The organism is Thalassospira sp. CH_XMU1420-2, assembly GCF_037029325.1.
GTDB lineage: Bacteria > Pseudomonadota > Alphaproteobacteria > Rhodospirillales > Thalassospiraceae > Thalassospira > Thalassospira povalilytica.
On record NZ_JAYMEG010000002.1, the window covers coordinates 113,153 to 138,137 of the forward strand.

Below are 24,985 nucleotides of genomic sequence, written 5' to 3' on the forward strand. Positions count from 1 at the left end.
ATATGGCTTCCATTCAAATTGCAAATGCGCGCAAAAGCTATGGCGCGGTTGATGTTTTGCACGGCATTGATCTTGATATCTCGGACGGGGAATTCATCGTTCTTGTCGGTCCGTCGGGCTGTGGCAAATCGACGTTGCTGCGCATGATTGCCGGGCTTGAAGACATCACATCGGGCGATATTTCAATTGCCGGAAATGTCGTCAATGAATTGCAACCCAAGGACCGCGACATCGCCATGGTGTTTCAGTCCTATGCCCTTTATCCGCACATGTCGGTGGCCGAAAATATGAGCTACGCCCTGACCTTGCGCAAAACCGCCAGGGAAAAAATCGCCGATGCGATTTCAGGCGTTGCCGAAATTCTTGGCCTGACCGCCCTTCTGGAACGCCGGCCCAAGGCACTTTCCGGCGGGCAGCGTCAACGTGTTGCCATGGGGCGTGCGATTGTGCGCAAACCCCAGGCGTTTCTGTTTGACGAACCGTTATCGAACCTTGACGCGCGCCTGCGCGAACAGATGCGCACCGAAATCCGCAAACTGCATCGCCGACTTGGCGCCACATCGGTCTATGTCACGCACGATCAGATCGAAGCCATGACCATGGCCGACCGGATTGTCGCCATGCATGACGGCATCATTCAGCAGGTCGGAAGCCCGGTCGAAATCTATGACCGGCCGGCCAACATCTTTGTTGCCAGCTTCATCGGCTCACCGGCCATGAATTTCCTGGAAGGAAGCTATGAACAGGTCGGGGAAAACAGTGCGGGCATCCGCTTGACTGACGGTGCGCTGGTGCCGGTTTTGCCCGCGCGCGATGCCCAACACAATCAGGCGGTGACACTGGGCGCCCGCCCGGAACATATCACCATCGTATCGGATGTCGATGGCGGCCTTCCGGCCAAGGTCGAACTGATCGAACCGATGGGTCTATCAACCCTTGTTCATGTGACGCTGGCGGGCAAACCGATCAAGATTTTCACCATGGATCGCCCGGCCTATGCGGTTGATAGCTTCATCCATATCGCCTTTGATATGGCAAAGGTCCATGTCTTTGACAGCGCATCGGAAAAACGTCTTCCCCCGGCAAGCGAACCGCATGGTGATCATGCCGGTCAATGATCAACCAACGATCTGGCACCGTTAAAGACAAAGGGCGGGTGAAGCAAGTTCCCCGCCCTTTACTTATGCCTCTGCCTTTGCCCGGGCCGTATCACCGGCACTGACACCGGCACCGACCCCGACTTTGATACACGGGAATTGATCAAAGATTTTCAACCCACGCGCAATTTTACCGCAACGCACCGGTGAAATTGCGCCAGGCAGCGGCCATATGTTTCAGATCGCGTTGTGTTTGAGACATGCTGATGATCGCCCTTATCCGATATGCGGTTGTTTTGATGATAGCCCTGTTTGCCCCGACCATCGCCGGGGCGAACCACAAGCTTGTCATCACCACCAACATCTATCCGCCCTATGTGCGCGATGATGTCGAAGAAAGCTTCCTGCCTGCCCTTTTTGAAGAAATCGGCAAGGAAATGGGGGTAACATTTGTTTTGAATATTCAGCCATGGAAACGCTGCGAACAATCGGTCGCCGATCTTGAGGCCTGGGGCACCTTTCCCTATACCCGCACGCCCGAACGCGATGCGCGGTTCCTGTTTTCCGACCCGATCTATTTTTCGGAATCCCGGTTTTTTGCCTATCACGATCCGAATGAAGCCAACACGAACCAGCCGCCCGATACCTATGACCAGCTATCGGACCTCAAGCCCTGGATCATCGGCGGCATTCAGGGATATTATTACGAGCCGCTTTTTGCGCAGACCGGCCTTAACACCGACTATGCCCTAAGCGAGAGGCAGAATTTTGAACGCCTGATGCTGGGCCGGATTGACCTTTTTCCGGCCGCAACCACGGTGGGATGGCATCTGATCAATCAGATGTTTCCCACCGAAGTCGCCCGAAATTTCCGAACCCTTGATCCGCCGCTGGTTGCCAATGCGCCGCTGCATCTGATGACATCAAAGGACTATCCGAATACCGAAACCTGGCTGGTGCGGTTCAACGAAGCCCTTCTGACCATCCATCAAAACGGCACCTTCGCCCGGCTGGTGGAGAAATATGGTCTGGTGATGCGCTATTAGAATAGCAGCGGCAGGGAACCGGGGTTCCCTGCCACGCTTCAACGCCCAACCGCAGACACCGCACATCCGCCCGCGGTTTCGGGCGCTATATCAACCGTGAAAAGGCGATTTTCCAGCTTTCCTTGGGCGCGATGCCAAAAATGTCGGCCAGGGTCTGGGGAATGTCGCTAACGGCAAGTTTGTGTTGCTCTTCCTCGCCGGTGACAAGGCGGATGGTCAGACGATTGTTCAGAAGTGTGAACCGCGCAAACGGGGCGGATCGCGCCACCATCAGGGTTTTGCAAAACCCGCTGTCGGGATGGTCGGATGCGTACCAGTTCATGACCTCGTAATCGATGTCGGCCACGGGTGCGATATCGATCTCATGCACTGCCTTCCACACACCATCACGTTCAAGTTCGACAAAATAGCTGTGCTCGCCCTTGGTCACGCGATAGGTGTCATGCGGGGTGACCTGTGGCATGGCAGTATCAAGCAGCAAGGGCGCGGTCGGCACACATCCGCCAAGACCGACATCGGCCAGCCATGCCTCGCCATCGATGGTCACCCGGTTGGCCATGTGGCAGCGCGGGCGTGGCAGATCGTTTTCGCCATAGCCCCACAACACCCGTCCGGCCAGACCCTCGACCGCAAAACCAAGGCTGCGCAACACCCGGCGGAACAGGGAATTTTGTTCGAAACAATATCCGCCCCGCCCGTCATGGATCAGTTTCTGATCCACATCTTCGGGCGCGATGCTGATGGGTTTGTCATTGAAGACATCAATTGCTTCGAACGGGATATTGGCCGGATGCAGGGCATGCAAGGTTTGCAAGACTTCAAGGGTCGCTTCGCGCGGGCCGTCATAACCGATCCGGGCGAAATAGGCATCAAGATCGACTTCCTTAACCGGTATGCGGACCGGCTTTGCCCAACTGGCATTGACCCGACTTTGCAAACGGTTGTGATCATTGGCGGGTGTGACGTCACGGCTTATTGGCTGGGGACTGTTCATCAATCGGCTCCATATTCCTGATGATATTTTCATCTCATGGAACAGGACGATAGAACCTCAACCAATGTTAAGGTCAAAAGGAAAAAATTGTCTTTTTGCTTTTTGGCATCGAAATCGAACAATCTTCGACAATATGACGATATTCGGGACCACATCACAACAATGACCGGCCATTATCGTCCCATACAAGCAACAATCAATCAATTAGACGCATGATCCACAGCTTTTGCACGACAGCGCCCCTCATCCTGTGATAATCAGTAACTAAATCGATTTTAGACGGTCGCCGGGATCACCCCGCCACGGAAAAACGTCCGGCAGACCGATGGAAACGTCGCCATATCAAACAAAGACGGATAGCCATATCCGTTCCTGACCCAGGAAAGTTGCCATGCGTACTGTTTATGTGAACGGCGAATTTTTGCCGGAAACCGAAGCCAAGATTTCGATCTTTGACCGATCCTTCCTGTTTGCCGATGGCGTGTATGAAGTGACCTCGGTGCTTGATGGCAAACTGATTGACTTCATGGGTCATATGAAGCGTCTTGAACGCTCGCTTTCCGAACTCAAATTTGCCTTCAAGCCTGATATCGATCAGCTGCTTGAAGCCCACCGCGAGCTGGTAAAACGCAACGACATCACCGAAGGCCTGATTTATCTTCAGGTCTCGCGGGGGTCGGCTGGTGATCGTGATTTCGCAATCAACCCGGAAACCACGCCGACCATCGTTATGTTCACGCAAAGCAAATCGCTGATTAAATCAGCCCTGGCCGAACGTGGACAGAAAATCGTCACCTTCCCTGATATCCGCTGGCGCCGGTCCGACATCAAGACCGTGCAGCTGCTTTATGCGTCGCTTCTCAAAACCGAAGCCGCATCCAAGGGTGCCGATGATGCATGGATGGTTCTCGATGGCTTTGTGACCGAAGGATCAAGCAACAACGCCTATATCGTGACCCAGGACGGCACGATTGTAACCCGCGAACTTTCGACCGACATTCTGCATGGAATCACCCGCGCATCGGTCCTGAAATGCGCCGAGGAATTGCAGCTTAAGATCGAAGAACGCCACTTCACGATTGAAGAAGCCCAGAATGCAAAAGAAGCATTCTCGACCTCGGCCTCGGCCTTTGTCTGCCCGGTGGTTGAAATCGACGACAAGAAAATCGGCGATGGCGTTCCCGGTCCGATCGCCAAGCGCCTGCGCGAGATTTACATCGAAGCCAACCGCGCCACCGCGCTCTGATCGGCTCTTACATCTGCGTCCCAACGCAAACGCCGCCTGCAACCGGGCGGCGTTTTTCTTTGTGGCCTAACCTGTCCGTTTGCCCTAACACTCGAAGACAGATGGCAAAACGCCCCAACAAACATGCCATCAAAAGGGAAAGCGCCACCAACCATGAATGCTCAACAGCCCCAACATAACATGACCGGCATCATCCTGATGTGTGCCGGTGTCGCCCTGCTTTGCATCAATGATGCCTTGGCCAAGGGATTGATGGATCATTATTCCCCGATCCAGATCATCTTCATGCGCAATTCGATTGCGCTTCCCTTTGCCACCCTGCTTGCCATCAAGATGGTCGGGCTTGGCGGGCTTCGGTCCAACCGGGTTGGCGTGCATTTCATGCGCACCGTCATCTGGATCACCGCAACCATCATGTTCTTTACCAGCATCCATCTGATGGGCCTGGCCGAGGCAACGGCACTGGCCTTTGTCGCCCCGCTGTTTATCACGGCCATTTCATCGGTGCTGATTGCACGCGTTGGCTGGCGGCGCTGGCTGGCCGTCATGGTCGGGTTCATCGGGGTTCTGGTGATTGTCCGCCCGGGTGCGGCAACGTTTGAACCGGTGTCGCTTTTACCCGTCGCCACGGCCTTTACCTATGCACTTTTGATGCTGAGCGCCCGTCTGCTTGATGCCCGCGAAAGCATGTGGACGCTTTTGTTTTATCTAAGCTTCACCAGCACGATCTTAAGCGGTGCGACCGTCTGGTATTTCTGGACCCCGATCCGGGTCGAGGATATCGGGCTTTTCATCGCCATTGCCTTTGTCGGCACCGGCGGCATGACCATGATCACCCAGGCTTTCCGGGTTGCCGATGCCCCGACTGTGGCGCCCTTCGACTATACCGCCCTTGTCTGGGCAACCGGGCTTGGCTGGTTCTTCTGGGGCGAAACACCCGATCTTCTGACCTTTGTCGGGGCGGCAATCATTACCGCCAGCGGCATCTTCATCATCTTCCGCGAAAAGCGCGTGGCAGAGCATTGAACAAGGAAAGCCCCGCCTTGGCGCACCCGCTAATCGCGGGGCTTTACGCCATAACTGATCATCGCACCGGCGCGCATGGCGGCTTCGTCCATATCGGGATTAAAGCGATAACTCGGCGCAAGGATTTCCTTGGCCTTGGTAACGCGCACATCGATCAGCGATCCAACCCGAAACGCATCCCCCGCCATGCCCTGCAAAATGGCGTGGCGATGGTCATAGCCCTCATCACGCGGACGCATCAGCACGGCCTCGCCATAAAGCTGCCAGCCCTTTTGCGAAAACACATCGACGAAACTGACGCAGACACGCGGTTCGCGTGCGACATTTTGAACCGATTGCGGGGATGCGATATTGGCAATGATGACCCGGTCTTCACCATAACAGGCAAAGATTTCCTTCGGGCTGACCGATGGCCCGTCCGCGGAGCTGGTCGCCAACCAGCACAGGACCGCGCGGTTGGCATAATCACGGATTTCATCATTGAGCATGGGGCATTACTCGCACGTCTTTATGACCGGTTTGCCTGCACATTTTGACAGCTCAACCGCGTACTGACCATAAAAACAAACCCGCCTTTCACCAGAAAAGCGGGTCAAACACATCCATATGCGCCGGGATTAGTAATTGGCCTTGAAGGCAGGTTCTTCACCACGCTCCGCCGCCGCAGCCGCAATATTGCGCAAAAGTGCGCGCTTGCTTTCGGTGCGGTATTCCCCGGAATTGCGCGCAACATAATCCTGCCCGGAATAGCCAAGCTCGGTCTTCCGTAGATCCAATTGCTTGGACAAGTCTGAAAGAGCTATCCTGTTCATGTAAAAATCCCTTCACATATACTTGCTTGACCAGGATGACACTAAAATGGCTTCAGCAAAAGACTTTGCACCTGATGCAATGTTACAAATCCTAACAGAATCTAATCCCAAGAGGATTGGCACCATCGCTTGGCATCAGTTCGACTTTCTTCAGAAAAACGAAGGAAAGACACTCGAACAGCTACGCGAGATAGCCAAATTGGCGGCAAAAGAACATCCGGAAAAATTCAGGGGTCCTCACTGGCTAATTTCCGAGATTAACTGGTGCTTGGCCCCGAAACGTAACTTCATCACGTTTAAATATTCCCTGAATCCTCTTTTCTCTCCGACACGACAATCAAGCACCTCGCCAGAAGCCGGTGAGCTTATGCCAACCTACTACCGAACGTTGGCAAGACCTGCTCAATCCAAATTCAGAGAATTGCTTTTGGGATACTATCGACACTCCTGCGCGATTACCGGATGCCGAACAGCATATGCTTTGGAAGCCGCGCACATACAACCGTTTTCAAATGGCGGAAGCGACACTATTGGAAACGGCATTTTACTGCGGGCCGACCTTCATCGTTTATTTGACGCAAACCAGATCGCCATAGATCCCGAGACGTTGCAAGTTAAGTTTGGGCCAAATTGTCATTCAGATTATCCCAGTCTAGACGGAAAACCGGTTTCAATTCCCAAAGACGGACCTACAAAATCCAACTTCATAACGAGATGGTCAATATTCCAGTCTCAATTCCGCTAACCAAAACCGGTCTTACTTCACCAACAAAAATCCCCGATCGCATAGGTGACGTGACGGCCCGTCGCGGCCAGAAGCGCGTCAAGCTTTTCGCGGGTCGGCAGGGTGCCGCGCGGCGCGCCCAGTTCGGCGGCGTGGATGCCACCGGTGACAAGGGCAACATCAAGTCCGGCATTGTTTGATCCGGCGATATCGGTCGAAATGCTGTCGCCCACGACCAGCAACTTGGCATCCGGGCCTTTGTCAAACATTTGCAGGCAGAAGTCATAGGCACTGGCGAACGGCTTGCCTTCCCAGCGCACATCACCGCCCAGTTCTTCATACCGTCCGGCAATTGCACCGGCACAGATGATGCGCACGCCACCACGGATCACTTCACGGTCCGGGTTCGGGCACAGAACCGGAAGGTCACGCGCCTTAAGCGCATGCAAAAGGTCTTCATATTTCGAAACCGGATCATGATCCTCGTTCGGGCCGGTAATCAGGACCCAGTCGGCATCTTCAACCGTCTTGACGATTTCGACATCCTGATGCTCAAACATCGACATATCGCGGACGGGGCCGACCATAAGCACCTTGCGGCCCAGTTTCGCATACCAGGGGTCGGTGCGATCCACCAGCTGGCGATAGGCTATCTCGCCCGATGCCACCGCCGGACCATAAAGATCACTTGCAATGCCCATATCTTCCATCCGGCCCGTGACGACCGATGAACGACGCGGCGCGTTGGATAACAGAGCAACCGGAATACCGGCTTCTTTCAATGCCTTCATCGCCGGGATCGAGCTTGGATAGGGATCAACCCCATCATGCACCACCCCCCAAAGATCAAGGATCACGGCATCATATTTGCCGATCACTTCCGAAAGGCCATTGATCATTTCATAGGGGGCGGCTTTGCTCATTCCGGTCAGTCCTTTTTATCTTCTTTGTTGCCCGATTTGGCATCAGTTTTGGCTTCAAGTGCTGCCTTGGCGTCGCGGGCCTCATCGACCGGGATGCCCTTGCCCGAAATTTCCGGGAAGGCGGCACCAACCGCGTCAGACACATTGGCAAAGCCATCCTTGCGCAGCCTGCGGGCAAGGTCTTCCTTGATCTCGGTGACAAGCTCAAGCCCGTGATAGACCAGCGATGAATAAAGCTGCACCAGGGATGCACCATTGAGGATCTTTTCATAGGCATCCTTGCCCGATGCAATCCCGCCAACCCCGATCAGCGGCACCTTGCCCTCGGTCAGGCGGTAAAAATCAGCCAGAACCTTGGTCGATGGGGCCATCAAAGGCGGGCCGGAAAGACCGCCCTTTTCATCCTGGTCATAGGAATTAAGCCCGACCGGCCGGTCAATCGTGGTGTTCGAGACAATCATGCCATCGATTTTGACCTTAAGCACAACACTCGCAATGTCGGATTTGTCTTCATCGGTCAGGTCCGGCGCGACCTTAAGCAACACCGGCACACCCTTGGCGAATTTGTCGCGTGCCTTCAGCACCGATTTCAAAAGCTTTTCAAGCGGGGCCCGGCCCTGAAGGGCGCGCAGGCCCGGCGTATTGGGCGATGATACATTGACAACAAGATAATCGGCATAGGGGCCAAGTGCCTCTACCCCCTTGGCGTAATCATCGGCGGCATCTTCGGAATATTTGTTTTTGCCAAGATTGGCCCCAAGGATGCCGCGGCGCGCACGTTTGCGCAGCCTGCTTGCCACGACCTCCGCCCCGTCATTATTGAAGCCCATGCGGTTGATTACCGCCCGGTCGGAATAAAGACGGAAAAGACGCGGCTTGGGATTGCCCGGTTGCGGTAAAGGTGTCACCGATCCGATTTCAACAAATCCAAACCCGTGTGAAAGGGCGGCATTGGGGACTTCGGCATTTTTATCGAACCCCGCAGCAAGCCCGACCGGATTGGCAAATTTGCGCCCGAAAACTTCGGCTTCAAGGATCGGGGTCGCGTCCGTTGCGTCATCCGCACGCGGCACCAGATTGTTTTTCAAGGCCCAGATGGCAAGACCATGTGCGGTCTCTGCATCGATCCAGCGGACAATCGGCAAAACCAGTGACTTGTACCACCCCACGCGACAGGCTCCTTTTGCGTTTGACAACCTGTCCTGTTCTTACGCGCCCCGGCCCCGATGGGCAAGGATCAATGCAGCATCAACCATACCGGCCGGGTTGGTCAGACGCCCTCATTCATCCGTTCGTCAAACGCCGCCCGGGCGGCTTCGACTTCGGGCATCTTTTCCTTGGTCCAAAGATAAAGCGCCTTGAACGGGCCAATAAGGGTGCGGCCCAGCGGGGTGATTTCATATTCGACCGCCACGGGTGATGTCGCAATCACATTGCGCGCGACAATGCCGTTGCGTTCAAGTTTGCGCAGTGTCTGGGTCAGGGCCTTTTGCGTGATGCCTTCAAGCCCGCGCTTGATCGCGTTAAAGCGCAATGGCCCATCGGCCAGAACCGCCAGGATCATCATCGACCATTTATCGGCGATCTGGTCAAACAGGCCGCGACACGGGCAATCGGCGCGGAATTCCTTGATCGAGCATTCCTTCATTTCCATGACCTGTCCTTTTCCCGTCCCTTTTTGCTTGTTCTTCCCGGATTACCCTTCCGGCACCGGTTTTTGCGGTTCATCTTTTTGCGGCTCAACCGGGGATGTGCGGTTTCCTTGAGTATACCTGGTTTCGTTCAGGTGCCTCATTGACACCAGGTATATATCATATATCTAGTCACCATCATAGACTTTCAAAAGACGGAGATTTCCGCACATGACCAACACAGATGTTCTGTTTCAGCCTTTCAAGCTTAAAACCCTTGAGCTTCCCAACCGCATCGTGATGGCACCGATGACCCGCACCAAGGCCGAAAACGGCATTCCCGGTGCGATCAATGCCGAGTATTACCGCAAGCGCGCCGAAGGCGGCGTTGGCCTGATCCTGTCAGAGGGCACGGTGATTGACCGTCCGGCATCGCGCAATGATCCGGGCATTCCGTTTTTCCATGGTGATGCGGCAATTGCCGGCTGGAAATCGGTTGCCGATGCCGTTCATGCCGCAGGCGGCAAAATGGGCCCGCAGATCTGGCACACCGGATCGACCCGCGCCTTTACCGAATGGGAACCCGATGCCCCGGTCGAAAGCCCGTCGGGCCTTCTGGCCCCGGATCAGCCGCGCGGCAATGCCATGACCGATGCCGATATTGCCGATACCATTTCCGCCTTTGCCAAGGCCGCCCTTGATGCCAAGAATGCCGGTTTTGACACCTTTGAAATTCATGGCGCACACGGCTATCTGATTGATCAGTTCTTCTGGTCGGGGACGAACCTGCGTACCGATCGCTTTGGCGGCAAAACCATTGCCGAACGTGCAACCTTTGCCCGCGAAGTCGTGGCTGCGATGCGTGCCGCGGTTGGTCCGGATTTCCCGATCATCCTGCGCGTCAGCCAGTGGAAGCAACAGGACTTCACCGCCCGCCTTGCAACCACGCCTGATGAAATGACGTCCTGGCTGGCCCCGCTGGTCGAGGCCGGTGTCGATATCATCCATGCATCCCAGCGTCGTTTCTGGGAACCGGAATTCCCTGAAATTGATGGCGAAAAGGGCCTTAACTTTGCCGGTTGGGCCAAAAAGCTTACCGGCGCACCGACCATTTCGGTGGGCTCGGTCGGGCTTTCATCGGACTTCATCGGCGCGTTTTCGGGCGAAGCATCCGAAAAATCCAACCTTGACGGTCTGGTCGAACGTATGGAACGCGGCGAATTTGATCTGATTGCGGTTGGCCGTGCGCTGATCACGGATGCCCAGTGGCCCAACAAGGTCGCCAAGGGTGCCTTTGACGAGCTTGAGGATTTCAATCCTGCGGCCCTGGCCGAACTGGTCTGATCAAAACATCCCCCGAAACCGCATATGCGTATCCCCCATACGCAAAAAGAAACCGGGCAGCGCCATCATCGGCGCTGCCCGGTCTTTTTGAATGCAACCATCACTACGGCTTCCATCCATCGGATTCGTTCTTCTCACCCCTGTTTCGGGGTCTGACGGCACTATACCTATCCTCATCGGCATCACCCTATACCATCACGAAACCAGCAGAAAACTGCGATTTTTGGACGAACTTTAATTTTTATAAATATACATTGGTATAGTTTTATTGATCTTTGGGATAGTATTTGGTATTCCATAGATCAGGAACAGCAATCATCACAGCCGCCGGAACGGGCTGGGAACCGATAAAAAGAAGTTGATGGACATGAAGACAAACATGGCAAACCCGGAAAATACCAAAGAACGCAACCGCGTTTATCTGCCGGAAAACCGGCATCGTTGGGCCTCCAATGATGAGGTCGAAAAGCCGAGCGTTATGCTGCGTGGCCCCAACATTCTTGTTGATGACGACACCAAATATCAAAACCGCCTGAAAAGAAGCCCTTTTCCCAATCTTGCGGCTTTTACTCTGTCGGGTGTCACCGTGCTGGTGATCCTGGCCGGGGTCTGCTTTGAAGTTTCGACACTGCTGAACGGCTAGTCCAACATCAAAATAAAAACGACCAACGTAAAAACGATACGACGCAAACTGAACACAAGACAGAACGGGCAGCGCTGATCACAGCACTGCCCGTTTGCTTTTGGCGCATTTTCACGCCCTATGATCGTCTGATCACTGCGTCTGTTGCAGATCTTCGGGCAGGATGTGAACACCGTTCGCATCAAGGGGCAAATCATCAACCCGCGTTACATGCGCAACGGCCAGCACATCATAAAGATGGGGGAACAGCGTACCACCGCGGGCCGGTTCCCATTTCAGCTTGGCCTTGATCGGTGCGACCGGCACATGCAAAAGCTTCAACCCGTCGCGCTTGGTGTAATGCAGCGCAAGTGTTGCCGCCAGCGTATCAATGGTCGAAAAATGGATAAAGCCATCGGCAATATCGTGCGGCGCACCGGCATACTGCCCGGATGCCAGGGCTTCCGCCCATTCATCCGATCCCAGCACGCGGTAAATGATTTCATGTTCTGTATTTGTCATGGCCGGAATTTAGGCAGGCCCGCCCAAAACGGCAAGCCTATTTCATCTGGCTTTTAAGCCAGCCCAGAAGCGTCGCATAGCGCTCCGTCCCGGCAAAATCGGAACCACACACCAGCCAATAGGCCGACTTCATCGCAACCGCTGGCCCGACCGGCACAAGGAAGCCCTGGGCAATATCGCCCTCGACCAGCAGGGTCCGGCCAAGCCCGATGCCCATACCGTTGATTGCCGCCTGCAACACCAGATCGGCACGATCAAAGGCAATGTGGCGCGCATCCGTCTCAATGCTCAGCCCCGCCTGATCCTTGTAATAAGCCCAACTGAAATCGGTATCATCCCGCTCCCCCGCGACGTCTTTAAGAAATGTGGTCGATGGCAAACCGGCGATCATTTCAAGGGTCGCACCGGGATCACAATATCCCGGCCGGGCCACCGGCATTATTTCAGCCTTTTTAAGCAGGGTCGAATGCAGCCCCGGATAGGGCCCGACACCAAACCGGATGGCGGCATCAATTACGCCCGCCCGGAAATCAGCCGGGCGGTCATTGACATCAAGGGCGATTTCAAGCCCCGCCTCCGCCGCACCTCCCAAATGCGGCAACACCCATTTCATCGCCAGCGACGATGACACCGACAAGCGCACCGCCCCCCGGTTTTCGAACTTTTCGAGCCGATCAAACGCCCCATCCCAGACCGCCATGGCCTCAATCGCCGCGGCACAAAGAATACGCCCATATGCCGTCGGGGTGATCTGGCGCGTGGTGCGATCAAACAGCGAAAAGCCAAGTGCCCCTTCCAACAGATTGACCCGATGACTGATTGCCGATTGATGCACGCCCAGTATTTCGGCCGCCTTGCTGAAACTGTTTTCCCGCGCAATCGCCGCCAAAAGCGGGGCATTCTGATTGGCCTTGGCCATCAGGCCTGCACGCGACTTTTCATGAGATTTCTTCATTTATATATGAATTCATAATCTGTGAATTGATTTCTAAAATAGGATCAACAAAGATTTTAGCAGGAAAATAGTTATGAGCATACATCAAGAAATCACCCGGACCGTTCCGGTTCAGATCGTCAATGCCTTTGTCAAAGATGGCGCGGGCGGCAACCCGGCCGGGGTGGTGCTGGATGCCGACCGCTATAGTGACGATGAAAAGCTTTTGATCGCGCAAAAGGTCGGGCTGTCGGAAACCGCCTTTGTCTCGAAATCCGAGACCTGCGGCATCAGGCTTGATTTCTTTACGCCGACCAAACGCATCGCCCATTGCGGTCATGCCACCATCGCGACCTTTTCCTATCTGGCCGAACTTCAACGCTTTGGCGATGGCGAAACATCCAAGGAAACTGTCGATGGCCCGCGCAAGATCATTCTTGATCGCGGCATGGCCTATATGGAACAGCTTGCGCCGACCTATACCCCTGCGGCTAACTGGTCTGATAAGGGCGTCACACTTTGCGATGTTCTGAAATCACTCGGCCTTGCCAGTGATGATCTTGATGACCGCGCCCGCCCGGTTCTGGTCAATACCGGCAATAATTTCATCGTGCTGGCGGTCAGGGACCAAGCAATCCTTGCCAACATCACCCCCGATCAGGACGCCATCAACGCGATCAGCGAAAAACTTGATCTGATCGGCTATTACATCTTCACCACCGAAACCGGTGATGCGGAAATTGATGCCACCACCCGCATGTTCGCCCCGCGCTATGGCATCGCCGAAGAAGCCGCCACCGGCATGGCCGCCGGCCCGCTTGCCTGTGTGCTTCATGATTTTCTGGACATGAACAAGGACACCTTCCTGATCGCCCAGGGTGCATTCATGGCCCAACCCTCACCAAGCCAGATCAAGGTTACGCTGGACCTCAAAGACCACCGCATCACCGGCCTTCTGGCCGGCGGTCAGGGCAAGGTAATGAAAAGCCTGAACATCACCCTTTGATCTGCCCACCATCCCGGGTGCTTCTGCCGTCGTGGAAGCACCCGCATTCTACCCGTCGGCAAACATCCCCCAAACCCAAGCCACAAGCAGCAATTATTTACCCACAGGTAAATTTGATGGCGACGCTAACAGCCCAAGACAGGACATCATCGTTGACGACGCCCCACGCCGCTGCGACGATTGGCTGACACAATGCGGATAAGCATGATGGATGATGAACTGACATTGCCGCCGGGCATCGGCCCGCATAATGACCGCGAACTGGAATTGATGCTGGCCGGCACCAAGCCGATGGCAATGTTTTCAGAAGCCCTTCATGTCAGCGACTATTTCCCCGACGCCGATTTCGCCCCGCATGTCGCCGCAGGCACCATCATCCGTGTTGAAGAAATCATCCCGCGCCCGCCCTTTGAAATGCGCTACCTGTTCTTCGCCCTGCCCGGCGAAGAATGGCGGATCGAAGAAGCCCTGATCATGTCGCGCAATTTATGCGTCGGAACGGTCAAGGATCACGACGCAGATTCAGCACGGATGGGGGAGTTATTGGGATATGCACCCGAAGATATTGACACATTTCTAAAGCACACCAAATGACCTGGGTGACGATCACCAATATTGCTCATATTCCTTGAGCAAGAGCGCCGTCGACAGCAGACTACGGCTTTCCGCAAACTGAATGATCTTCCCTGTCGTAAGGGCCGGGTTTTGGTAGCGCGCCCGCATGGCTTTGATCGCACCGAACGCTGTCTGTTCATGAAGTGTGATCGTATCCGCGATGAATTCGTCAGATGACTTTAACTCGATTCCGAACTTCGCCAATTCATCGGGCGGAAAATCCTTGAGGTCATCTGTCACCAGAACCTGCGCCTTGGTGTGAATTGCCGCTACCAGAACATGGCGATCATCTGCATCTGGCAACGTCACCGCCGGGATGAGCGCACTATAACCGGTCACACAGGCATCCCGAAATGCCCGCTCAATTGCCGCACGCTGCTTTTTGCCATCAGCTTCACCCTTGGTAATTTTCAGGATCGCCCGTTCGGTCTCATCAAGGATTTGGGTGCTCCAGCGCGGACGAAAAAGCTCAGCTCGCGCCAGACTGAGTAGCAAGTTCCGCTTGAACACATCGGCCAGAACACAGGCATCAAGAAGCGCTGTAAAATGATCTGCCCGATATGTCATACGCGCTCAGTATCCTTTCAGAAGAAGCTCTGCGTCCATCTTCGCCAACTCAGACAAAGCATCGTCGCGCTCTGCATCCCGCCGGGCTTTATAGGCAAACAACTCCTCTGCCTTGATCCGGCGATGCCGTCCAACGGTCGCATACGGGATATCGCCCGCTTCAAGCAGCTTGATCAAATAGGGCCGGGACACATTCAGCAGATCTGCCGCCTGTTGTGTCGTCAGTTCTGCCGACAGCGGGATCATCTGAAAACCCTGACGGCCAGAAACAAGACGCAACAAATTCATCAGGCTTTCTGTCAGGGCCGGACTGAGGGTGATGGTTTCCGCCCCGCCCTCTCCACGCATCACAGTCAGCTTGGTGTCCTCGCCCTCCTTTGCCTGAGAGGCAATAATCTGGCGAAGCTGGTCGGCTGTTGCGCTTTCGATCTGCGTTGGCAAGCGGCCACCAAAATCATCTTTTCGTATTGCCGACATTGCGCATTCTCCATTTCCCGCGACATCCCCCTTCCGCATCTGGTCAAAGGGGGTGCCCAATATATAAGACAAGACCTCCGTAAACGCAATATTCGAAACAATCGAAATATTCGAAATCACGTAATCTTCTTATCAGCACTCCTTTTCACCACACTCACCCCCAAAACCCCTAGCGCGATGCCCCAAATCGGGCTGGTATTGACCAGTGCGGCGATGATCGCCGGGGCCTGAAGTGGGGTCAGGATGATCGCATAGGCGATGGCGCCCATGGTCATGATCCAGGTGAGTGCGACAGCATAGCCGAAGCTTGGCCGCCAGCGCCGCACGAACGCATCTTCGCTGGCGACCTCGGCCCGGATGGTGCGATTGACCGATTTCAGCGTTTCGGTATCGCGGGTCAGTTCGATTTCGGCCATGCGTTCAGTGTGGCGGTTGGCTTCAAGGATTTGGGCCGGTGTAACATCGCCTTTGCTGACGGCTTGTTCGACCTGTTTAAGGCCGTCGGCGGCGGTTTTGGCGATCGGATTGTCGATATGATCAAGCCCCGCACCCACCGCCTTGATCAAAAGCGGCAGGCCGATCTGGGCAAGCAATGCCGGGATCACGTGATACCTCCCCTATCCAATATTTTTGTAAAATATGTGATTGCCGATCTCCGCAACCGGCACCTGCCCGCGCGCCCAATAGGGATCAACCGCATGGGTGTGATAATGCGTCGCCCCCTCAGTCTGATCCGCAAGATCACCGGCCACCGCGCGTTTGGCGATGCGCTTGCACAGGCGATAGGCCGGATCGCGCGGGTTGATCGCGAGCAATTTCTTGCGGTTGGGATCATTGGCGTTCCAGCAGGAAAACTGACCGGGTTTGAGGCACACCGATTTGATGTCATTGCCCCACCAATAGCGCCCGCGTTTGCGCGCAAAGGCCACACGGTTGAGGATCACCGATGCCACCGCCTCGATCCCGGCAAGGTCTTCGCCGCGGGCCTCGCCATAAAGGGTGCGGGCAAGGATTTCGGCATCGGGTAATGTTTCGGGCAATGTGTCAGGCAAGGCTTCGGATTCAACAATCGGGCGGGTCATAAGATCAGTCATGGACCGGTTCCTTTTTAAGCGGGCTGTCAAGTTTGGCCTCGATCCGGAGCAAATGCCCCGTCAGGCGTTTTTCAATGTCCTTGAGATACGGGATCGAGACATAGTTGCGCGCCACATCAAGCTTGAAGTCGGCAAGATCGGCGCGCAGATCACCGCAATCGGCATCATGGCGGCTGCGCTGATCCTCGATCCGGGTCAGCAATTCCGATCGCATCCGCCAATGCAGCCAGAACAGGCTGGCCACAGCCGGAATTTCGACCGCGGTGATCCACCAGATCACATCGACAGGCTGGGCAAGCTCGGTCATGTTCCGGGGCCTCGTGATTTCGATAAAAAAAAGACCCGCAAACCGGTTGGTTTGCAGGTCAGTTCAAGGAGGTCATCACGACCGGGGCAACACCCCCGGCTTAGATGATCGGCATAAAACTTGTATAGACGGGGTGCTCCGATCCGGCCGCACCATCCATGCGCAGTCTCTGTCCCGTTCTGGCATCACCCGGGCGCCATCCGGCGCCGTTCCTGTGCGTGTGCCAGTACCAGTACCAGTACCAGTACCAGTGCCAGTGCCAGTGCCAGTAACCGTACCAGTGACCGTGACTGGTTCCCAAGCCAAGGAAGACCGTTGATCACGGCCCCGAAAGGCAGAGGCAGTCCTAGGCAGCAGGTCCCTTGATCTTTGCTTCAAGATCCTGCCAGGCCTCGCCGGAGGCCACCAGGCAACTTGGCCCGGACGGATAGGTAAACAGGATCGTCCATGTCTGCCCGTCCGGCGCCTTGAGCACCTCGATCACGCCACCGTTCGAGGTAACGCCAACCGCAACCGGTTCCTCGGAATATTTGGCACTCAGGCTGTCGATAACCTTGCTGCGGTCACCACAAACCGGAGACGCCTGTGTTTCCGGGATCGCAACTGCAACGGCACCTGCCATTACAGCCATCAAGCTTAGTTTCTTCCACATGGTCAGGCCTCCTGACAGTCAGGTGCGCCCACAGGGGCGTCTTGTTGTCCTGGACTGCTAAATTGATCAACAAATCGATCTGGCCGTTTCCGGGTTTATAAACTTGTTTTGCGCGGCGCACTCTACGCTTTGGTATAGGTTTAAAAACTCTCTACTATTCTTTCATATAATAAACGTAGGGATCAAAGCTGAAAATTCCATGAATATTTCACAAATGTGATACACCGCCGAGCTAACTACTTGGCATTGCGAGAAATTTTTTTTCTCCCGTCAGGGTTTGCAAGCCGACCCTTACGGATTGAAACGGTTTTCCGCCCGGAAAGCCCCGCCATTTCGCCGCCAGTCGGCGCGAAGCAGCGGCATATCGACCCGTGGCAAACGGACCGGCTCGGCCAAAATGCATCCCGCCACCGCATCAAGCCCGTCATCATGGCCAACACCATTATGCCCAGCACTGTTATGACCGGCACTGTTATGACCAGAACTGGCGGGATGCCATTCGCGCAACTGTCGCAGGAACGGCGTTTTGACCACAGCCGCCCCGACATGAAGCAGCCCCGCCCCCATCACCGCGCCAAAGGCATCCTCGATCCGGGTCACCTTGTTGGTGGCTTCATAATGTTCTACGACGCTTGCCGCCCAGCCGATCGCTTTAAGTTCGCGCCGCAGGATATTGGGCAAGAACCGCCCGATGCCATTGGTCTCGATCCGCACCGATGGCAGATGGTTACGCGCCATGAATGCCCCGACCTGTGCACAAAGCTGGCTTGCCTCGTCACGCCACGGGGCATCGCCTTTTTGCCCGCCCTCAAGCGGGCTTCTTGCCCGCAACCAGGCGATATCATGAAGCCAGTATTCCCCCTGATCACAAATATAGACGCAGGCCACCACCGCCCCGTCGCCCTTGGCTGCGCCAAAGCTCGGATCAAAGTGGCAGGCACTGGCGACCATGGTGCGATCCCCGATGCCAAGCCGCATCCGGCCATTGGCATATTCGATTTCGGCCAGATCGTCGTAATAATGCAAACGCGCCGGATCAAACGGCCCGGCATTGGGGGCAACCATTTCCAGCATCATCTGGCTTTGAAACTTGTGGGCTGGCGTGCGCGCCCTGATCGCGGCGATTGCCGCCTGATCAAACCGTTCGGGCCAGTTTGATGCCCCATGCTTATTGACGATGGGCAGCACAAAACGTGAGAAACCATTTAAAAATGGCGCGACCTCGCCGGTTTCCGGGCGCATTTCATCGGCATAGATCGAATAGTAACTGTGCGGGGTTCCGACATAAAGCTGTGCGCCGCCGGGCGACAGGACATAGGAAATCTCGGACAGTTTTTCGCGAAGCTCGCTGCGTTTATGGGCGGTATCGCTGTTTTTGGGAACTTCGACATCATCGCAAATCACGATATCGGCGCGCGATCCGGTGATATTGCCGCCAATGCCAACAGCCTGCATGGACGGATCGCGCAACACACCGGGCCGCGCCACGGTGAACCTTTCACTGCCCCAGTCGGTCAGACGGTCGGGCACAATCCCCGCCAATAACGGGTGGCGTTCGACAATGCGTTTGACATTGCGCACCATCTTTTTGGCCAGATCAAGGTCGGCCGCAAGAACCAGAATGCGCAAATCGGCATCGCGATAGAGCAACCAGGCACAAAACAGCCCGACAATCGTTGATTTCCCGGAATTGCGAAACGCCATCAGCAACATCTCGCGCCGCCCGGCGTTCCAGCACTCCTCCAGCCAGTCGGCCATTTTCCTATGATGGGATGGCAAGCCAAGCCCCAGAACCTGATCCCAGATCCAGACGAATTCGGCAAAGCGCGCGGATTGCATTTGCGCCGTCATTCCACACCCCTCCCCGTCAAACAACCGTCATTCCCGTGAAAGCACGACCCGCGGCGTCACGTATCTTGTAATGTACGTCTTGCATCCGTTATCAGCTGATCAATGGTACGTACCGTGCCACCTTCCGTATCGGCTGCCGAACTTTCCGCCCCATCACACGCCCAGCGCAGCAACTTGATCAGGCTTTCAAGATGACCAAGGGCGGCCTTGCACGCCCCTTGATGGGTGGAAAATTCCTTGGCATCCATGATGCCTGCGGCCTCGCCCGCAAGGCGCTGATAGGCATCACGCGCCTGTGCGATATCATCGGGGAGCTCTGCCAAAAGGCGGGTGCGAAGGGCGGCAACCGGGTCGGTTTTTCTGGCCTTCCCCATGACCTAAACCACCGAAAGATCAGACAGGCGCGCATCCGAAAGCCTGACCGGCCAATAGGCCAGATTGCGCAGATGCCCGTTCATATGCTTGTCCGTTCCGCCAAAGGATCCCAGCACAATATTGGAAAAATTGCGCGGCATAGCAAAGCCCGACGGGGTTTTCAAAACGCTGCCGCCAAGGGCCACGGCAATAACATCATCCTCCCAGGCCAGCGCAATGCGGTGGCGGGTATCTGGTGACAGCGCCCCGTAAAGCGACTGGGTAACGATCGGCACACCATCCCGGCGCAAGGATATGCGCAACTGACCGGCATCGCTGTCATAGCCAAGATCAAGATGATCATCATTGAGACTGCCGGAATAAAGCTGTGCGATCCGCCAGATGCCAGCCCATGCCGGGGCAGTATGCAGATCAAACACCATTGTCCCGGCCCCTTGGGCAAACCAGTCAGCCGGATCAAGCGTCACCTTATCGGCGGCCCGCGATGCCGGGATGCCGTTGCTGATGATATCGGATGTCGGTGCGGGTCCGGCTTCAAGTTGCGCATTCCAAATCAGCACCGATGCCGGAAGGTTCGAGATCGCCGTACTGATCTTCGGATAGCGCGTAGTGCCCGATGCTGGTTCAGAGATCCACACACGCTGCCAGGTTTCATCAAGACTGATGTTATGGCTTGACGGCCCATTGATCCCGCCAAGGGTGACATCAACCGTTCCCGAAAGTGCGCGCATCCAGATGGCAAAACAATAGACATCCCCACTGATCAGCGACCCGACATTCTGATAAAGGCCATCGGCCCCGCCCGGAAGGTCAAGCAACATGGCGTCCGAACTGCCATCCGGGGCAGCAACCGCACTTGGCGCAACACTTACACCGGCGTTCTTTTCCCAAAGTGCATTGGAAAAATCGCGGGAATAGCGCAGCAAGTTGGTTGCCGCCCCCTCAATCAAAAGCCCCTTGCGCCGGCCAAGCCGGTCATGATCAAACCCCGGCTGATCATTGCCAAGGGTCGTGATCAATCCGTTTTCACCGCCGATCATTTTGCTTGATGCCCGCGCCACCGTCATGGCGGCCGCAAGCGGCTGATACCGCAATCCCATTGGATGCATCTCCTTGAAATCGAAATCAGGAATTTCTGCCCGCCGCCCAGGCAAACAGGTAAGCGGGTAAGCAGTCACGCCACACAGGCTGTGCTACCCGCCAATGCGGTGCAGATGCCACCAGCTCAAAAGATCACTGGCCGCGATCATGCGGGTCACATCATCGCTGTGGCGCAACCGGATCCTGAGCCCGCTTGCCCCGCCCGGGGCAATGCGCACCACACCGCCAAGCCGCAAGCTGTGATTGGCACCGCTTCCGGTCGCGGTGATGTCATTGGATTGCAGATGGATGTTCCAGTCCGTGCCATTGAACCGTTCAAGTGACAGGGTGGTCATCACCGCTTCGCTGGTGACCGGGAAACTTACCCCGACATCGATATGGTAAAATCCCGGCGCCATCCCGGTCAGGCCATGACTGGCGGCGTCATAAAGCCCGTGGCTGTCTTCGACCACCTGATCCCACTCAATCAGGAACGCACCCCCGGCCGGGATGCTTTGCGATGCGGTGCGCAACAGCTTGACGACCGGTCCGCTTTCGCGCACCGGACAGGCAAACCACCGCCCTCCGGTGATCCCGTCACAGACAAGGTCAACCATATCCCCCCGGATCGGCAGCGGATAAATCCCGCCTTCTGCCCCGCCATGGACCGGTGCAATCACATCCCCGCTGGCCGCTGCGATATCGACCTGTGTGCCATCCCCGTTAAACAGACGATAACGCACCCCGTTGCGTGCAATCGATGCGTCGGGCAATGTCACCCGCGCCCCGTTTGACAATCGCACCAATGCGCCGGTTTCACGGATATCCATGATCCGGTTCAAGGGTGCATCAATCACCGGCTGGCGGCGCTCATCCTCCCAGCTCAGGGCATTGCCGCTGCGAAAATCAAGATCAAGCATCGCACCGGCATGATCACGCCCAAAGGATGCCAGGGCTGTTTGCGACCGGGCATCGGCGGCCTCCGCCCGATTGGCCGCCGCCTGGGCAAGGGTCGCGTTGCCGGCCACATTGGCGATATCCTTCGCATCCGGGCCATTGGCAAGACCATCCCCCTCGTCATTCCAGATCAGAACACGCCCCGGCGCGATCGCCGGAAGTTTCGCCGATGCCTGATCGCGATCGGCCGCATCAAGGTGCAAGGCCCCCGAAAGCGCCCGGTCAATATCGCCGATTGCCACGGTCACAAAATCAAGATCACGGTCAATCGCATCACCGCGCGGTACCGACATGGCGTCATAGGAACTCAGGCGGCGCAACCGCAAGGCGCGTGTAATATCGACCCGAACCCCCGATGCCGGTGCGGTTTCAAATTTGACGATGCCGCCCGCCCCCCTGGCCGCCGCCGATCCCGCCCCCGTCCCTGATCGGCCAAGGGTAACGTGAAACCCGGTCTCGACAGTTTCGCCATCAAGGCTGATTGCGACATCGCCGCTGTCAAACACATCAAAATCGAATGGAAATTCATCGCGCGCCCCATCGCCTTCGAACTGGCGTGATGCGGTCATCTGATTGGTAAAGACCGTTCCCATATCCTTATCCCCCCAACCCGTCACGCCGCGCGAACCAGGCACTCAGCCGGGCGGTCGTATCATCCTGTGCGGTGCGCAACAGCGACTTTTCACGCCAGCTTGCACTGGCATTGATCTGATTGCGTTTGCGACTGGCCTCGGACGCATCTGCCTGCTGATCGTCGCGCGCGGCCTTTTCATAACCGGCCAGCACCGCACTGGCAGATCCGCTGCCACCGGCCATCAGTCCCGATGCCCCCTGTCTGGCACGCAGGGTCGCCTGCCTGCGGCGCAGGGCATCTTCGCGATCGGCATCCTTTTGTTTCTGGTTTGCGTCAATTTCGGCCAGTTCGGCCTTGCGATCAGCATCAAGCATGGCAATCCGGCTTTGCGTACTGGCCTGATTGGCCTGGATCTGTTGTCCGGTCTGCAAGGCCGATGCCGCCATCGGCACGATTGATGTAAAGCCACCCATCAGTCATTCACCCCCATTTCCGATGCACATCCCAGCAATAAAAAAGGCCGGGGAAAATCCCCGGCAATCCGCCACAAACCCGAATGGATGGTCCCCCCGCTTCCGCGCCGCCATCCAAGACTTCGCAATGTGATATCCCCGCTATAAAGCCCGTCCGGATCATCCGGCGATACCAGCGCCACCGGCAATGCGACATCACGCAGGCCGCGCCCGGTATCCACACGAAGCTGCCCGCTTTGTTGCAGCCGCAAGGTCAGGGACACCAGACGCACCGCATTGCCCCCGTGCGGGCGGCTGCCATCCGATGCCGCCGGTGGCAGGGCAAAGATTTCATGGGCAAAGGCCAAACCGACATCAAGTGTTGTGACCGCCCCGACATCGCCGGGCAAGGTCACCGTCCCGCCCGCCACCGCAAGCCCGGGGATCAGAACACCATCGCCCCAGGCATTGATTTCCATCCCTTCAAGCGCGCCGAGCTGTCCCCAATGCCGGCGCGGTTCTTCGCCCGTTTGGACCGACTGGCTGATTTGCAAGTCAAACCCGCATGCCTCATCAAACAGGGCCAGAAAGTATCGATCCCCGCATTTCAGGCTGACATAGACATCCCCGCCCGACACCGCGACCGATGTGAAATCACACCCCGCCACCTGCTGTGCCGACCAGGCGGTAATGGTCTCGGACCGGTAAAGGGTCAGGGTGGCAAGCGATCCATCTGCCATCACCACATGCAACAGCCGTCGATTGGCATCAAAGGCCTGATCAATCGGGTCCTTGACCAGATGACGTGACAGCAATGCCAGATCGGCCGATCCATAGGCCTGCTCGACATCGGTAAACAGGAATTCGCGAATTTCGCGCCCGCTGCGCCCGGCAAATACCGTCGCCCCGTCAATATTGACCAATGGCACGGTGCGATGGCTTTGACTGCCGATACGGGTTTGACGGGTGACCTGAATATTGGCCGGTGTCAGGGGATCCCCCGTCACCATCCATTCCGATCCGCTGGTAAAGACCTGAAGATGGCGACCGGCAAAAATCCCCGTAATCGCATTGACTTGATCGGCCAGAAGGGCGAATTCAATCGCCTCGTCATCCAGCCCCTCGCCCAGTTCGAAATTGAACAGATCGCCCGAATGCGACATCCACAGCCGGTTGGGCAAATCACGTGATCCGCCAATCACCAGCCGGTCCTGATGGAATGTCACGCTGCGCGGCCAGCCACGCACATCCGAAAAGGCCTGCTCGGCAAAATCGACCGTTGCATTGCTATCCGCCAAACTGCCCTTAAGGGTCATGGTTGCTGTTTGGGCGTCGCCAACGGCGGTTATTTCGCCCTCGATCCCGGCAATCCGCCACAGGGTTCCGACATGGTTGGCGTCAAACATATCCATGCTGGCAACAAGGGTCACCGATCCGCTGGTGGCGGATGGTGTGATGGTCGCTGCCGGGTCGATGAATTTGTAAAACGGCTGGCTTGTGACCTGATCGGTTGCCCGCCAGGCCCAGGACGTCACCTGCCAGCTTCCGGCCTGTGTGCGGCTGATGCGCACCGGCGGGGCATCGGGATGAACCACCAAAAGCGTATCGGCACTTTGCGTCCAGTTCAAAAGATCATGATGTTCCGGCCCGAACGGGGTTTCAAACCATACGGTATTGACCCCGTTTTCAAACACAAAGGCCTTCTGATCACCAAAGGCCAGGATATAGGTCTGTTCGGTATTGAATTCGAACTGAACAAGACGCACCGGCCCGTCAAGCTCGCCAACAAGGCGCGTGCCCGGACGGCGTCTTACCCCGCCGGACGGCTCGATAAACACATTGCGCAAACGTGCCGCCCCGTTGGCATAGGCATTCAGATCCGAACGCCCCCACAATTCCGGTGCCAGTTCCCCGGTCGAAAAGGTGTTTTTCTCAAAAACCCTGCGGGCCATTGGCCGCTCCCTGCTTGACTGTCGCGTGTGATGATGAACTTGCGGATCAGATTTCCCGCCTCTGCCGAACTGACATTCGTTCCATGTATCGGTTGTGCCCCATGT

The 24,985-nt window shown here is 56.2% G+C and carries 30 protein-coding genes; 9 read left to right on the forward strand and 21 right to left on the reverse strand.

Annotation, left to right across the window (positions count from 1 at the left end; genetic code table 11):
- Window positions 1-2: 2 nt before the first annotated feature.
- A complete protein-coding gene (locus tag WA429_RS05200) occupies window positions 3-1,118 on the forward strand; it encodes an ABC transporter ATP-binding protein (RefSeq protein WP_287465793.1) in 1,116 nt (371 codons plus the stop codon).
- A gap of 245 nt (window positions 1,119-1,363) precedes the next feature.
- A complete protein-coding gene (locus WA429_RS05205; protein ID WP_287465791.1) occupies window positions 1,364-2,143 on the forward strand; it encodes a substrate-binding periplasmic protein in 780 nt (259 codons plus the stop codon).
- Window positions 2,144-2,228: 85 nt separating this feature from the next.
- On the opposite strand, the gene WA429_RS05210 is transcribed toward WA429_RS05205, so the two are convergent.
- Window positions 2,229-3,137 (reverse strand): arylamine N-acetyltransferase family protein, encoded by a 909-nt coding sequence (locus WA429_RS05210; RefSeq protein ID WP_287465790.1) that lies wholly within the window; start codon window positions 3,135-3,137, stop codon window positions 2,229-2,231.
- Between the two features lie 391 nt (window positions 3,138-3,528).
- Between WA429_RS05210 and WA429_RS05215 the strand changes: the two genes are divergently transcribed.
- Together WA429_RS05215 and WA429_RS05220 are read left to right on the forward strand one after the other, a co-directional pair.
- A complete protein-coding gene (locus WA429_RS05215) occupies window positions 3,529-4,383 on the forward strand; it encodes a D-amino-acid transaminase (RefSeq protein WP_114113490.1) in 855 nt (284 codons plus the stop codon).
- 153 nt (window positions 4,384-4,536) lie between these two features.
- Entirely contained in the window at window positions 4,537-5,409 is an 873-nt protein-coding gene (locus tag WA429_RS05220) for a DMT family transporter (RefSeq protein ID WP_287465789.1), read from the forward strand.
- Window positions 5,410-5,438: 29 nt separating this feature from the next.
- Here WA429_RS05220 and WA429_RS05225 read toward each other — a convergent pair whose 3' ends face one another.
- Window positions 5,439-5,897 (reverse strand): pyridoxamine 5'-phosphate oxidase family protein, encoded by a 459-nt coding sequence (locus WA429_RS05225; protein WP_287465788.1) that lies wholly within the window; start codon window positions 5,895-5,897, stop codon window positions 5,439-5,441.
- A gap of 129 nt (window positions 5,898-6,026) precedes the next feature.
- The gene (locus WA429_RS05230; RefSeq protein WP_336107188.1) at window positions 6,027-6,185 is read right to left on the reverse strand and encodes a hypothetical protein; all 159 of its coding nucleotides are present in this window, start codon (window positions 6,183-6,185) and stop codon (window positions 6,027-6,029) included.
- A gap of 82 nt (window positions 6,186-6,267) precedes the next feature.
- On the opposite strand from WA429_RS05230, the gene WA429_RS05235 reads away from it, so the two are divergent.
- Window positions 6,268-6,966 carry an HNH endonuclease gene (locus WA429_RS05235; RefSeq protein ID WP_287465785.1) on the forward strand — a complete coding sequence of 233 codons (699 nt, stop codon included), beginning with the start codon at window positions 6,268-6,270 and terminating at the stop codon, window positions 6,964-6,966.
- 17 nt (window positions 6,967-6,983) lie between these two features.
- Here WA429_RS05235 and WA429_RS05240 read toward each other — a convergent pair whose 3' ends face one another.
- The 3 genes from WA429_RS05240 to WA429_RS05250 form a co-directional block, all read right to left on the reverse strand.
- A complete protein-coding gene (locus WA429_RS05240; protein WP_287465783.1) occupies window positions 6,984-7,868 on the reverse strand; it encodes a TIGR01459 family HAD-type hydrolase in 885 nt (294 codons plus the stop codon).
- A gap of 5 nt (window positions 7,869-7,873) precedes the next feature.
- A complete protein-coding gene (locus WA429_RS05245) occupies window positions 7,874-9,037 on the reverse strand; it encodes a quinone-dependent dihydroorotate dehydrogenase (RefSeq protein WP_287465781.1) in 1,164 nt (387 codons plus the stop codon).
- A gap of 101 nt (window positions 9,038-9,138) precedes the next feature.
- A complete protein-coding gene (locus WA429_RS05250; protein ID WP_101247586.1) occupies window positions 9,139-9,522 on the reverse strand; it encodes a winged helix-turn-helix transcriptional regulator in 384 nt (127 codons plus the stop codon).
- A 208-nt stretch (window positions 9,523-9,730) separates the two neighbouring features.
- Here WA429_RS05250 and WA429_RS05255 point away from each other — a divergent pair, with 208 nt between their 5' ends.
- On the forward strand, window positions 9,731-10,843 hold the full coding sequence (locus WA429_RS05255) for an NADH:flavin oxidoreductase (RefSeq protein WP_287465778.1): 1,113 nt from the start codon (window positions 9,731-9,733) through the stop codon (window positions 10,841-10,843).
- A gap of 367 nt (window positions 10,844-11,210) precedes the next feature.
- Window positions 11,211-11,486 carry a hypothetical protein gene (locus tag WA429_RS05260; RefSeq protein WP_101247431.1) on the forward strand — a complete coding sequence of 92 codons (276 nt, stop codon included), beginning with the start codon at window positions 11,211-11,213 and terminating at the stop codon, window positions 11,484-11,486.
- Window positions 11,487-11,618: 132 nt separating this feature from the next.
- On the opposite strand, the gene WA429_RS05265 is transcribed toward WA429_RS05260, so the two are convergent.
- Both WA429_RS05265 and WA429_RS05270 read right to left on the reverse strand, forming a co-directional pair.
- On the reverse strand, window positions 11,619-11,987 hold the full coding sequence (locus WA429_RS05265) for a DUF952 domain-containing protein (RefSeq protein WP_101247432.1): 369 nt from the start codon (window positions 11,985-11,987) through the stop codon (window positions 11,619-11,621).
- A gap of 37 nt (window positions 11,988-12,024) precedes the next feature.
- The gene (locus WA429_RS05270; RefSeq protein ID WP_287465775.1) at window positions 12,025-12,942 is read right to left on the reverse strand and encodes a LysR substrate-binding domain-containing protein; all 918 of its coding nucleotides are present in this window, start codon (window positions 12,940-12,942) and stop codon (window positions 12,025-12,027) included.
- Window positions 12,943-13,015: 73 nt separating this feature from the next.
- On the opposite strand from WA429_RS05270, the gene WA429_RS05275 reads away from it, so the two are divergent.
- Both WA429_RS05275 and WA429_RS05280 read left to right on the forward strand, forming a co-directional pair.
- Window positions 13,016-13,927 carry a PhzF family phenazine biosynthesis protein gene (locus WA429_RS05275; RefSeq protein WP_287465774.1) on the forward strand — a complete coding sequence of 304 codons (912 nt, stop codon included), beginning with the start codon at window positions 13,016-13,018 and terminating at the stop codon, window positions 13,925-13,927.
- Window positions 13,928-14,134: 207 nt separating this feature from the next.
- Window positions 14,135-14,521: a hypothetical protein gene (locus tag WA429_RS05280; protein ID WP_287465773.1), complete on the forward strand. Its 387-nt coding sequence runs from the start codon at window positions 14,135-14,137 to the stop codon at window positions 14,519-14,521.
- Between the two features lie 12 nt (window positions 14,522-14,533).
- Here the strand turns inward: WA429_RS05280 and WA429_RS05285 are convergent, their stop codons facing one another.
- The 13 genes from WA429_RS05285 to WA429_RS05345 all read right to left on the reverse strand — a co-directional run bounded on the left by WA429_RS05285 (window position 14,534) and on the right by WA429_RS05345 (window position 24,880).
- Window positions 14,534-15,109 (reverse strand): PIN domain-containing protein, encoded by a 576-nt coding sequence (locus tag WA429_RS05285; RefSeq protein WP_287465772.1) that lies wholly within the window; start codon window positions 15,107-15,109, stop codon window positions 14,534-14,536.
- A 6-nt stretch (window positions 15,110-15,115) separates the two neighbouring features.
- Window positions 15,116-15,706 (reverse strand): helix-turn-helix domain-containing protein, encoded by a 591-nt coding sequence (locus WA429_RS05290; RefSeq protein ID WP_287465770.1) that lies wholly within the window; start codon window positions 15,704-15,706, stop codon window positions 15,116-15,118.
- On the reverse strand, window positions 15,703-16,191 hold the full coding sequence (locus WA429_RS05295; RefSeq protein WP_287465769.1) for a 3TM-type holin: 489 nt from the start codon (window positions 16,189-16,191) through the stop codon (window positions 15,703-15,705). The genes WA429_RS05290 and WA429_RS05295 overlap by 4 nt, the downstream gene beginning before the upstream one ends.
- 12 nt (window positions 16,192-16,203) lie before the next feature.
- Complete coding sequence (locus WA429_RS05300; RefSeq protein WP_287465768.1) at window positions 16,204-16,680, reverse strand: cell wall hydrolase; 477 nt, start codon at window positions 16,678-16,680, stop codon at window positions 16,204-16,206.
- Entirely contained in the window at window positions 16,673-16,987 is a 315-nt protein-coding gene (locus WA429_RS05305; protein ID WP_068517888.1) for a hypothetical protein, read from the reverse strand. The genes WA429_RS05300 and WA429_RS05305 overlap by 8 nt, the downstream gene beginning before the upstream one ends.
- 185 nt (window positions 16,988-17,172) lie before the next feature.
- A complete protein-coding gene (locus WA429_RS05310; protein ID WP_287465767.1) occupies window positions 17,173-17,310 on the reverse strand; it encodes a hypothetical protein in 138 nt (45 codons plus the stop codon).
- Window positions 17,311-17,333: 23 nt separating this feature from the next.
- The gene (locus tag WA429_RS05315) at window positions 17,334-17,639 is read right to left on the reverse strand and encodes a hypothetical protein (RefSeq protein WP_068517887.1); all 306 of its coding nucleotides are present in this window, start codon (window positions 17,637-17,639) and stop codon (window positions 17,334-17,336) included.
- 291 nt (window positions 17,640-17,930) lie between these two features.
- Window positions 17,931-19,490: a phage terminase large subunit gene (gene terL, locus WA429_RS05320; RefSeq protein ID WP_287465766.1), complete on the reverse strand. Its 1,560-nt coding sequence runs from the start codon at window positions 19,488-19,490 to the stop codon at window positions 17,931-17,933.
- 56 nt (window positions 19,491-19,546) lie between these two features.
- The gene (locus tag WA429_RS05325; RefSeq protein WP_287465765.1) at window positions 19,547-19,864 is read right to left on the reverse strand and encodes a hypothetical protein; all 318 of its coding nucleotides are present in this window, start codon (window positions 19,862-19,864) and stop codon (window positions 19,547-19,549) included.
- A 3-nt stretch (window positions 19,865-19,867) separates the two neighbouring features.
- Window positions 19,868-20,965, reverse strand: coding sequence for a phage head spike fiber domain-containing protein (locus tag WA429_RS05330; RefSeq protein ID WP_287465764.1), 1,098 nt, complete (start codon window positions 20,963-20,965; stop codon window positions 19,868-19,870).
- Window positions 20,966-21,058: 93 nt separating this feature from the next.
- Entirely contained in the window at window positions 21,059-22,495 is a 1,437-nt protein-coding gene (locus tag WA429_RS05335) for a hypothetical protein (protein WP_336107190.1), read from the reverse strand.
- Window positions 22,496-22,499: 4 nt separating this feature from the next.
- A complete protein-coding gene (locus tag WA429_RS05340) occupies window positions 22,500-22,949 on the reverse strand; it encodes a hypothetical protein (protein ID WP_287465761.1) in 450 nt (149 codons plus the stop codon).
- Entirely contained in the window at window positions 22,949-24,880 is a 1,932-nt protein-coding gene (locus tag WA429_RS05345) for a hypothetical protein (RefSeq protein ID WP_287465760.1), read from the reverse strand. The genes WA429_RS05340 and WA429_RS05345 overlap by 1 nt, the downstream gene beginning before the upstream one ends.
- Window positions 24,881-24,985 lie beyond the last annotated feature (105 nt).

What these genes read in the sequence shown, in the direction of transcription:
- WA429_RS05200 (WP_287465793.1), top strand. Translation starts at nt 3, where the DNA reads ATGGCTTCCATTCAAATTGCAAATGCGCGCAAAAGCTATGGCGCGGTT.
- WA429_RS05205 (WP_287465791.1), top strand. Translation starts at nt 1,364, where the DNA reads ATGATCGCCCTTATCCGATATGCGGTTGTTTTGATGATAGCCCTGTTT.
- WA429_RS05210 (WP_287465790.1), bottom strand. Translation starts at nt 3,137, where the DNA reads ATGAACAGTCCCCAGCCAATAAGCCGTGACGTCACACCCGCCAATGAT.
- WA429_RS05215 (WP_114113490.1), top strand. Translation starts at nt 3,529, where the DNA reads ATGCGTACTGTTTATGTGAACGGCGAATTTTTGCCGGAAACCGAAGCC.
- WA429_RS05220 (WP_287465789.1), top strand. Translation starts at nt 4,537, where the DNA reads ATGAATGCTCAACAGCCCCAACATAACATGACCGGCATCATCCTGATG.
- WA429_RS05225 (WP_287465788.1), bottom strand. Translation starts at nt 5,897, where the DNA reads ATGCTCAATGATGAAATCCGTGATTATGCCAACCGCGCGGTCCTGTGC.
- WA429_RS05235 (WP_287465785.1), top strand. Translation starts at nt 6,268, where the DNA reads ATGGCTTCAGCAAAAGACTTTGCACCTGATGCAATGTTACAAATCCTA.
- WA429_RS05240 (WP_287465783.1), bottom strand. Translation starts at nt 7,868, where the DNA reads ATGAGCAAAGCCGCCCCCTATGAAATGATCAATGGCCTTTCGGAAGTG.
- WA429_RS05250 (WP_101247586.1), bottom strand. Translation starts at nt 9,522, where the DNA reads ATGGAAATGAAGGAATGCTCGATCAAGGAATTCCGCGCCGATTGCCCG.
- WA429_RS05255 (WP_287465778.1), top strand. Translation starts at nt 9,731, where the DNA reads ATGACCAACACAGATGTTCTGTTTCAGCCTTTCAAGCTTAAAACCCTT.
- WA429_RS05260 (WP_101247431.1), top strand. Translation starts at nt 11,211, where the DNA reads ATGAAGACAAACATGGCAAACCCGGAAAATACCAAAGAACGCAACCGC.
- WA429_RS05265 (WP_101247432.1), bottom strand. Translation starts at nt 11,987, where the DNA reads ATGACAAATACAGAACATGAAATCATTTACCGCGTGCTGGGATCGGAT.
- WA429_RS05270 (WP_287465775.1), bottom strand. Translation starts at nt 12,942, where the DNA reads ATGAAGAAATCTCATGAAAAGTCGCGTGCAGGCCTGATGGCCAAGGCC.
- WA429_RS05275 (WP_287465774.1), top strand. Translation starts at nt 13,016, where the DNA reads ATGAGCATACATCAAGAAATCACCCGGACCGTTCCGGTTCAGATCGTC.
- WA429_RS05280 (WP_287465773.1), top strand. Translation starts at nt 14,135, where the DNA reads ATGGATGATGAACTGACATTGCCGCCGGGCATCGGCCCGCATAATGAC.
- WA429_RS05285 (WP_287465772.1), bottom strand. Translation starts at nt 15,109, where the DNA reads ATGACATATCGGGCAGATCATTTTACAGCGCTTCTTGATGCCTGTGTT.
- WA429_RS05300 (WP_287465768.1), bottom strand. Translation starts at nt 16,680, where the DNA reads ATGACTGATCTTATGACCCGCCCGATTGTTGAATCCGAAGCCTTGCCT.
- WA429_RS05305 (WP_068517888.1), bottom strand. Translation starts at nt 16,987, where the DNA reads ATGACCGAGCTTGCCCAGCCTGTCGATGTGATCTGGTGGATCACCGCG.
- WA429_RS05315 (WP_068517887.1), bottom strand. Translation starts at nt 17,639, where the DNA reads ATGTGGAAGAAACTAAGCTTGATGGCTGTAATGGCAGGTGCCGTTGCA.
- terL (WP_287465766.1), bottom strand. Translation starts at nt 19,490, where the DNA reads ATGACGGCGCAAATGCAATCCGCGCGCTTTGCCGAATTCGTCTGGATC.
- WA429_RS05325 (WP_287465765.1), bottom strand. Translation starts at nt 19,864, where the DNA reads ATGGGGAAGGCCAGAAAAACCGACCCGGTTGCCGCCCTTCGCACCCGC.
- WA429_RS05330 (WP_287465764.1), bottom strand. Translation starts at nt 20,965, where the DNA reads ATGGGATTGCGGTATCAGCCGCTTGCGGCCGCCATGACGGTGGCGCGG.
- WA429_RS05335 (WP_336107190.1), bottom strand. Translation starts at nt 22,495, where the DNA reads ATGGGAACGGTCTTTACCAATCAGATGACCGCATCACGCCAGTTCGAA.
- WA429_RS05340 (WP_287465761.1), bottom strand. Translation starts at nt 22,949, where the DNA reads ATGGGTGGCTTTACATCAATCGTGCCGATGGCGGCATCGGCCTTGCAG.
- WA429_RS05345 (WP_287465760.1), bottom strand. Translation starts at nt 24,880, where the DNA reads ATGGCCCGCAGGGTTTTTGAGAAAAACACCTTTTCGACCGGGGAACTG.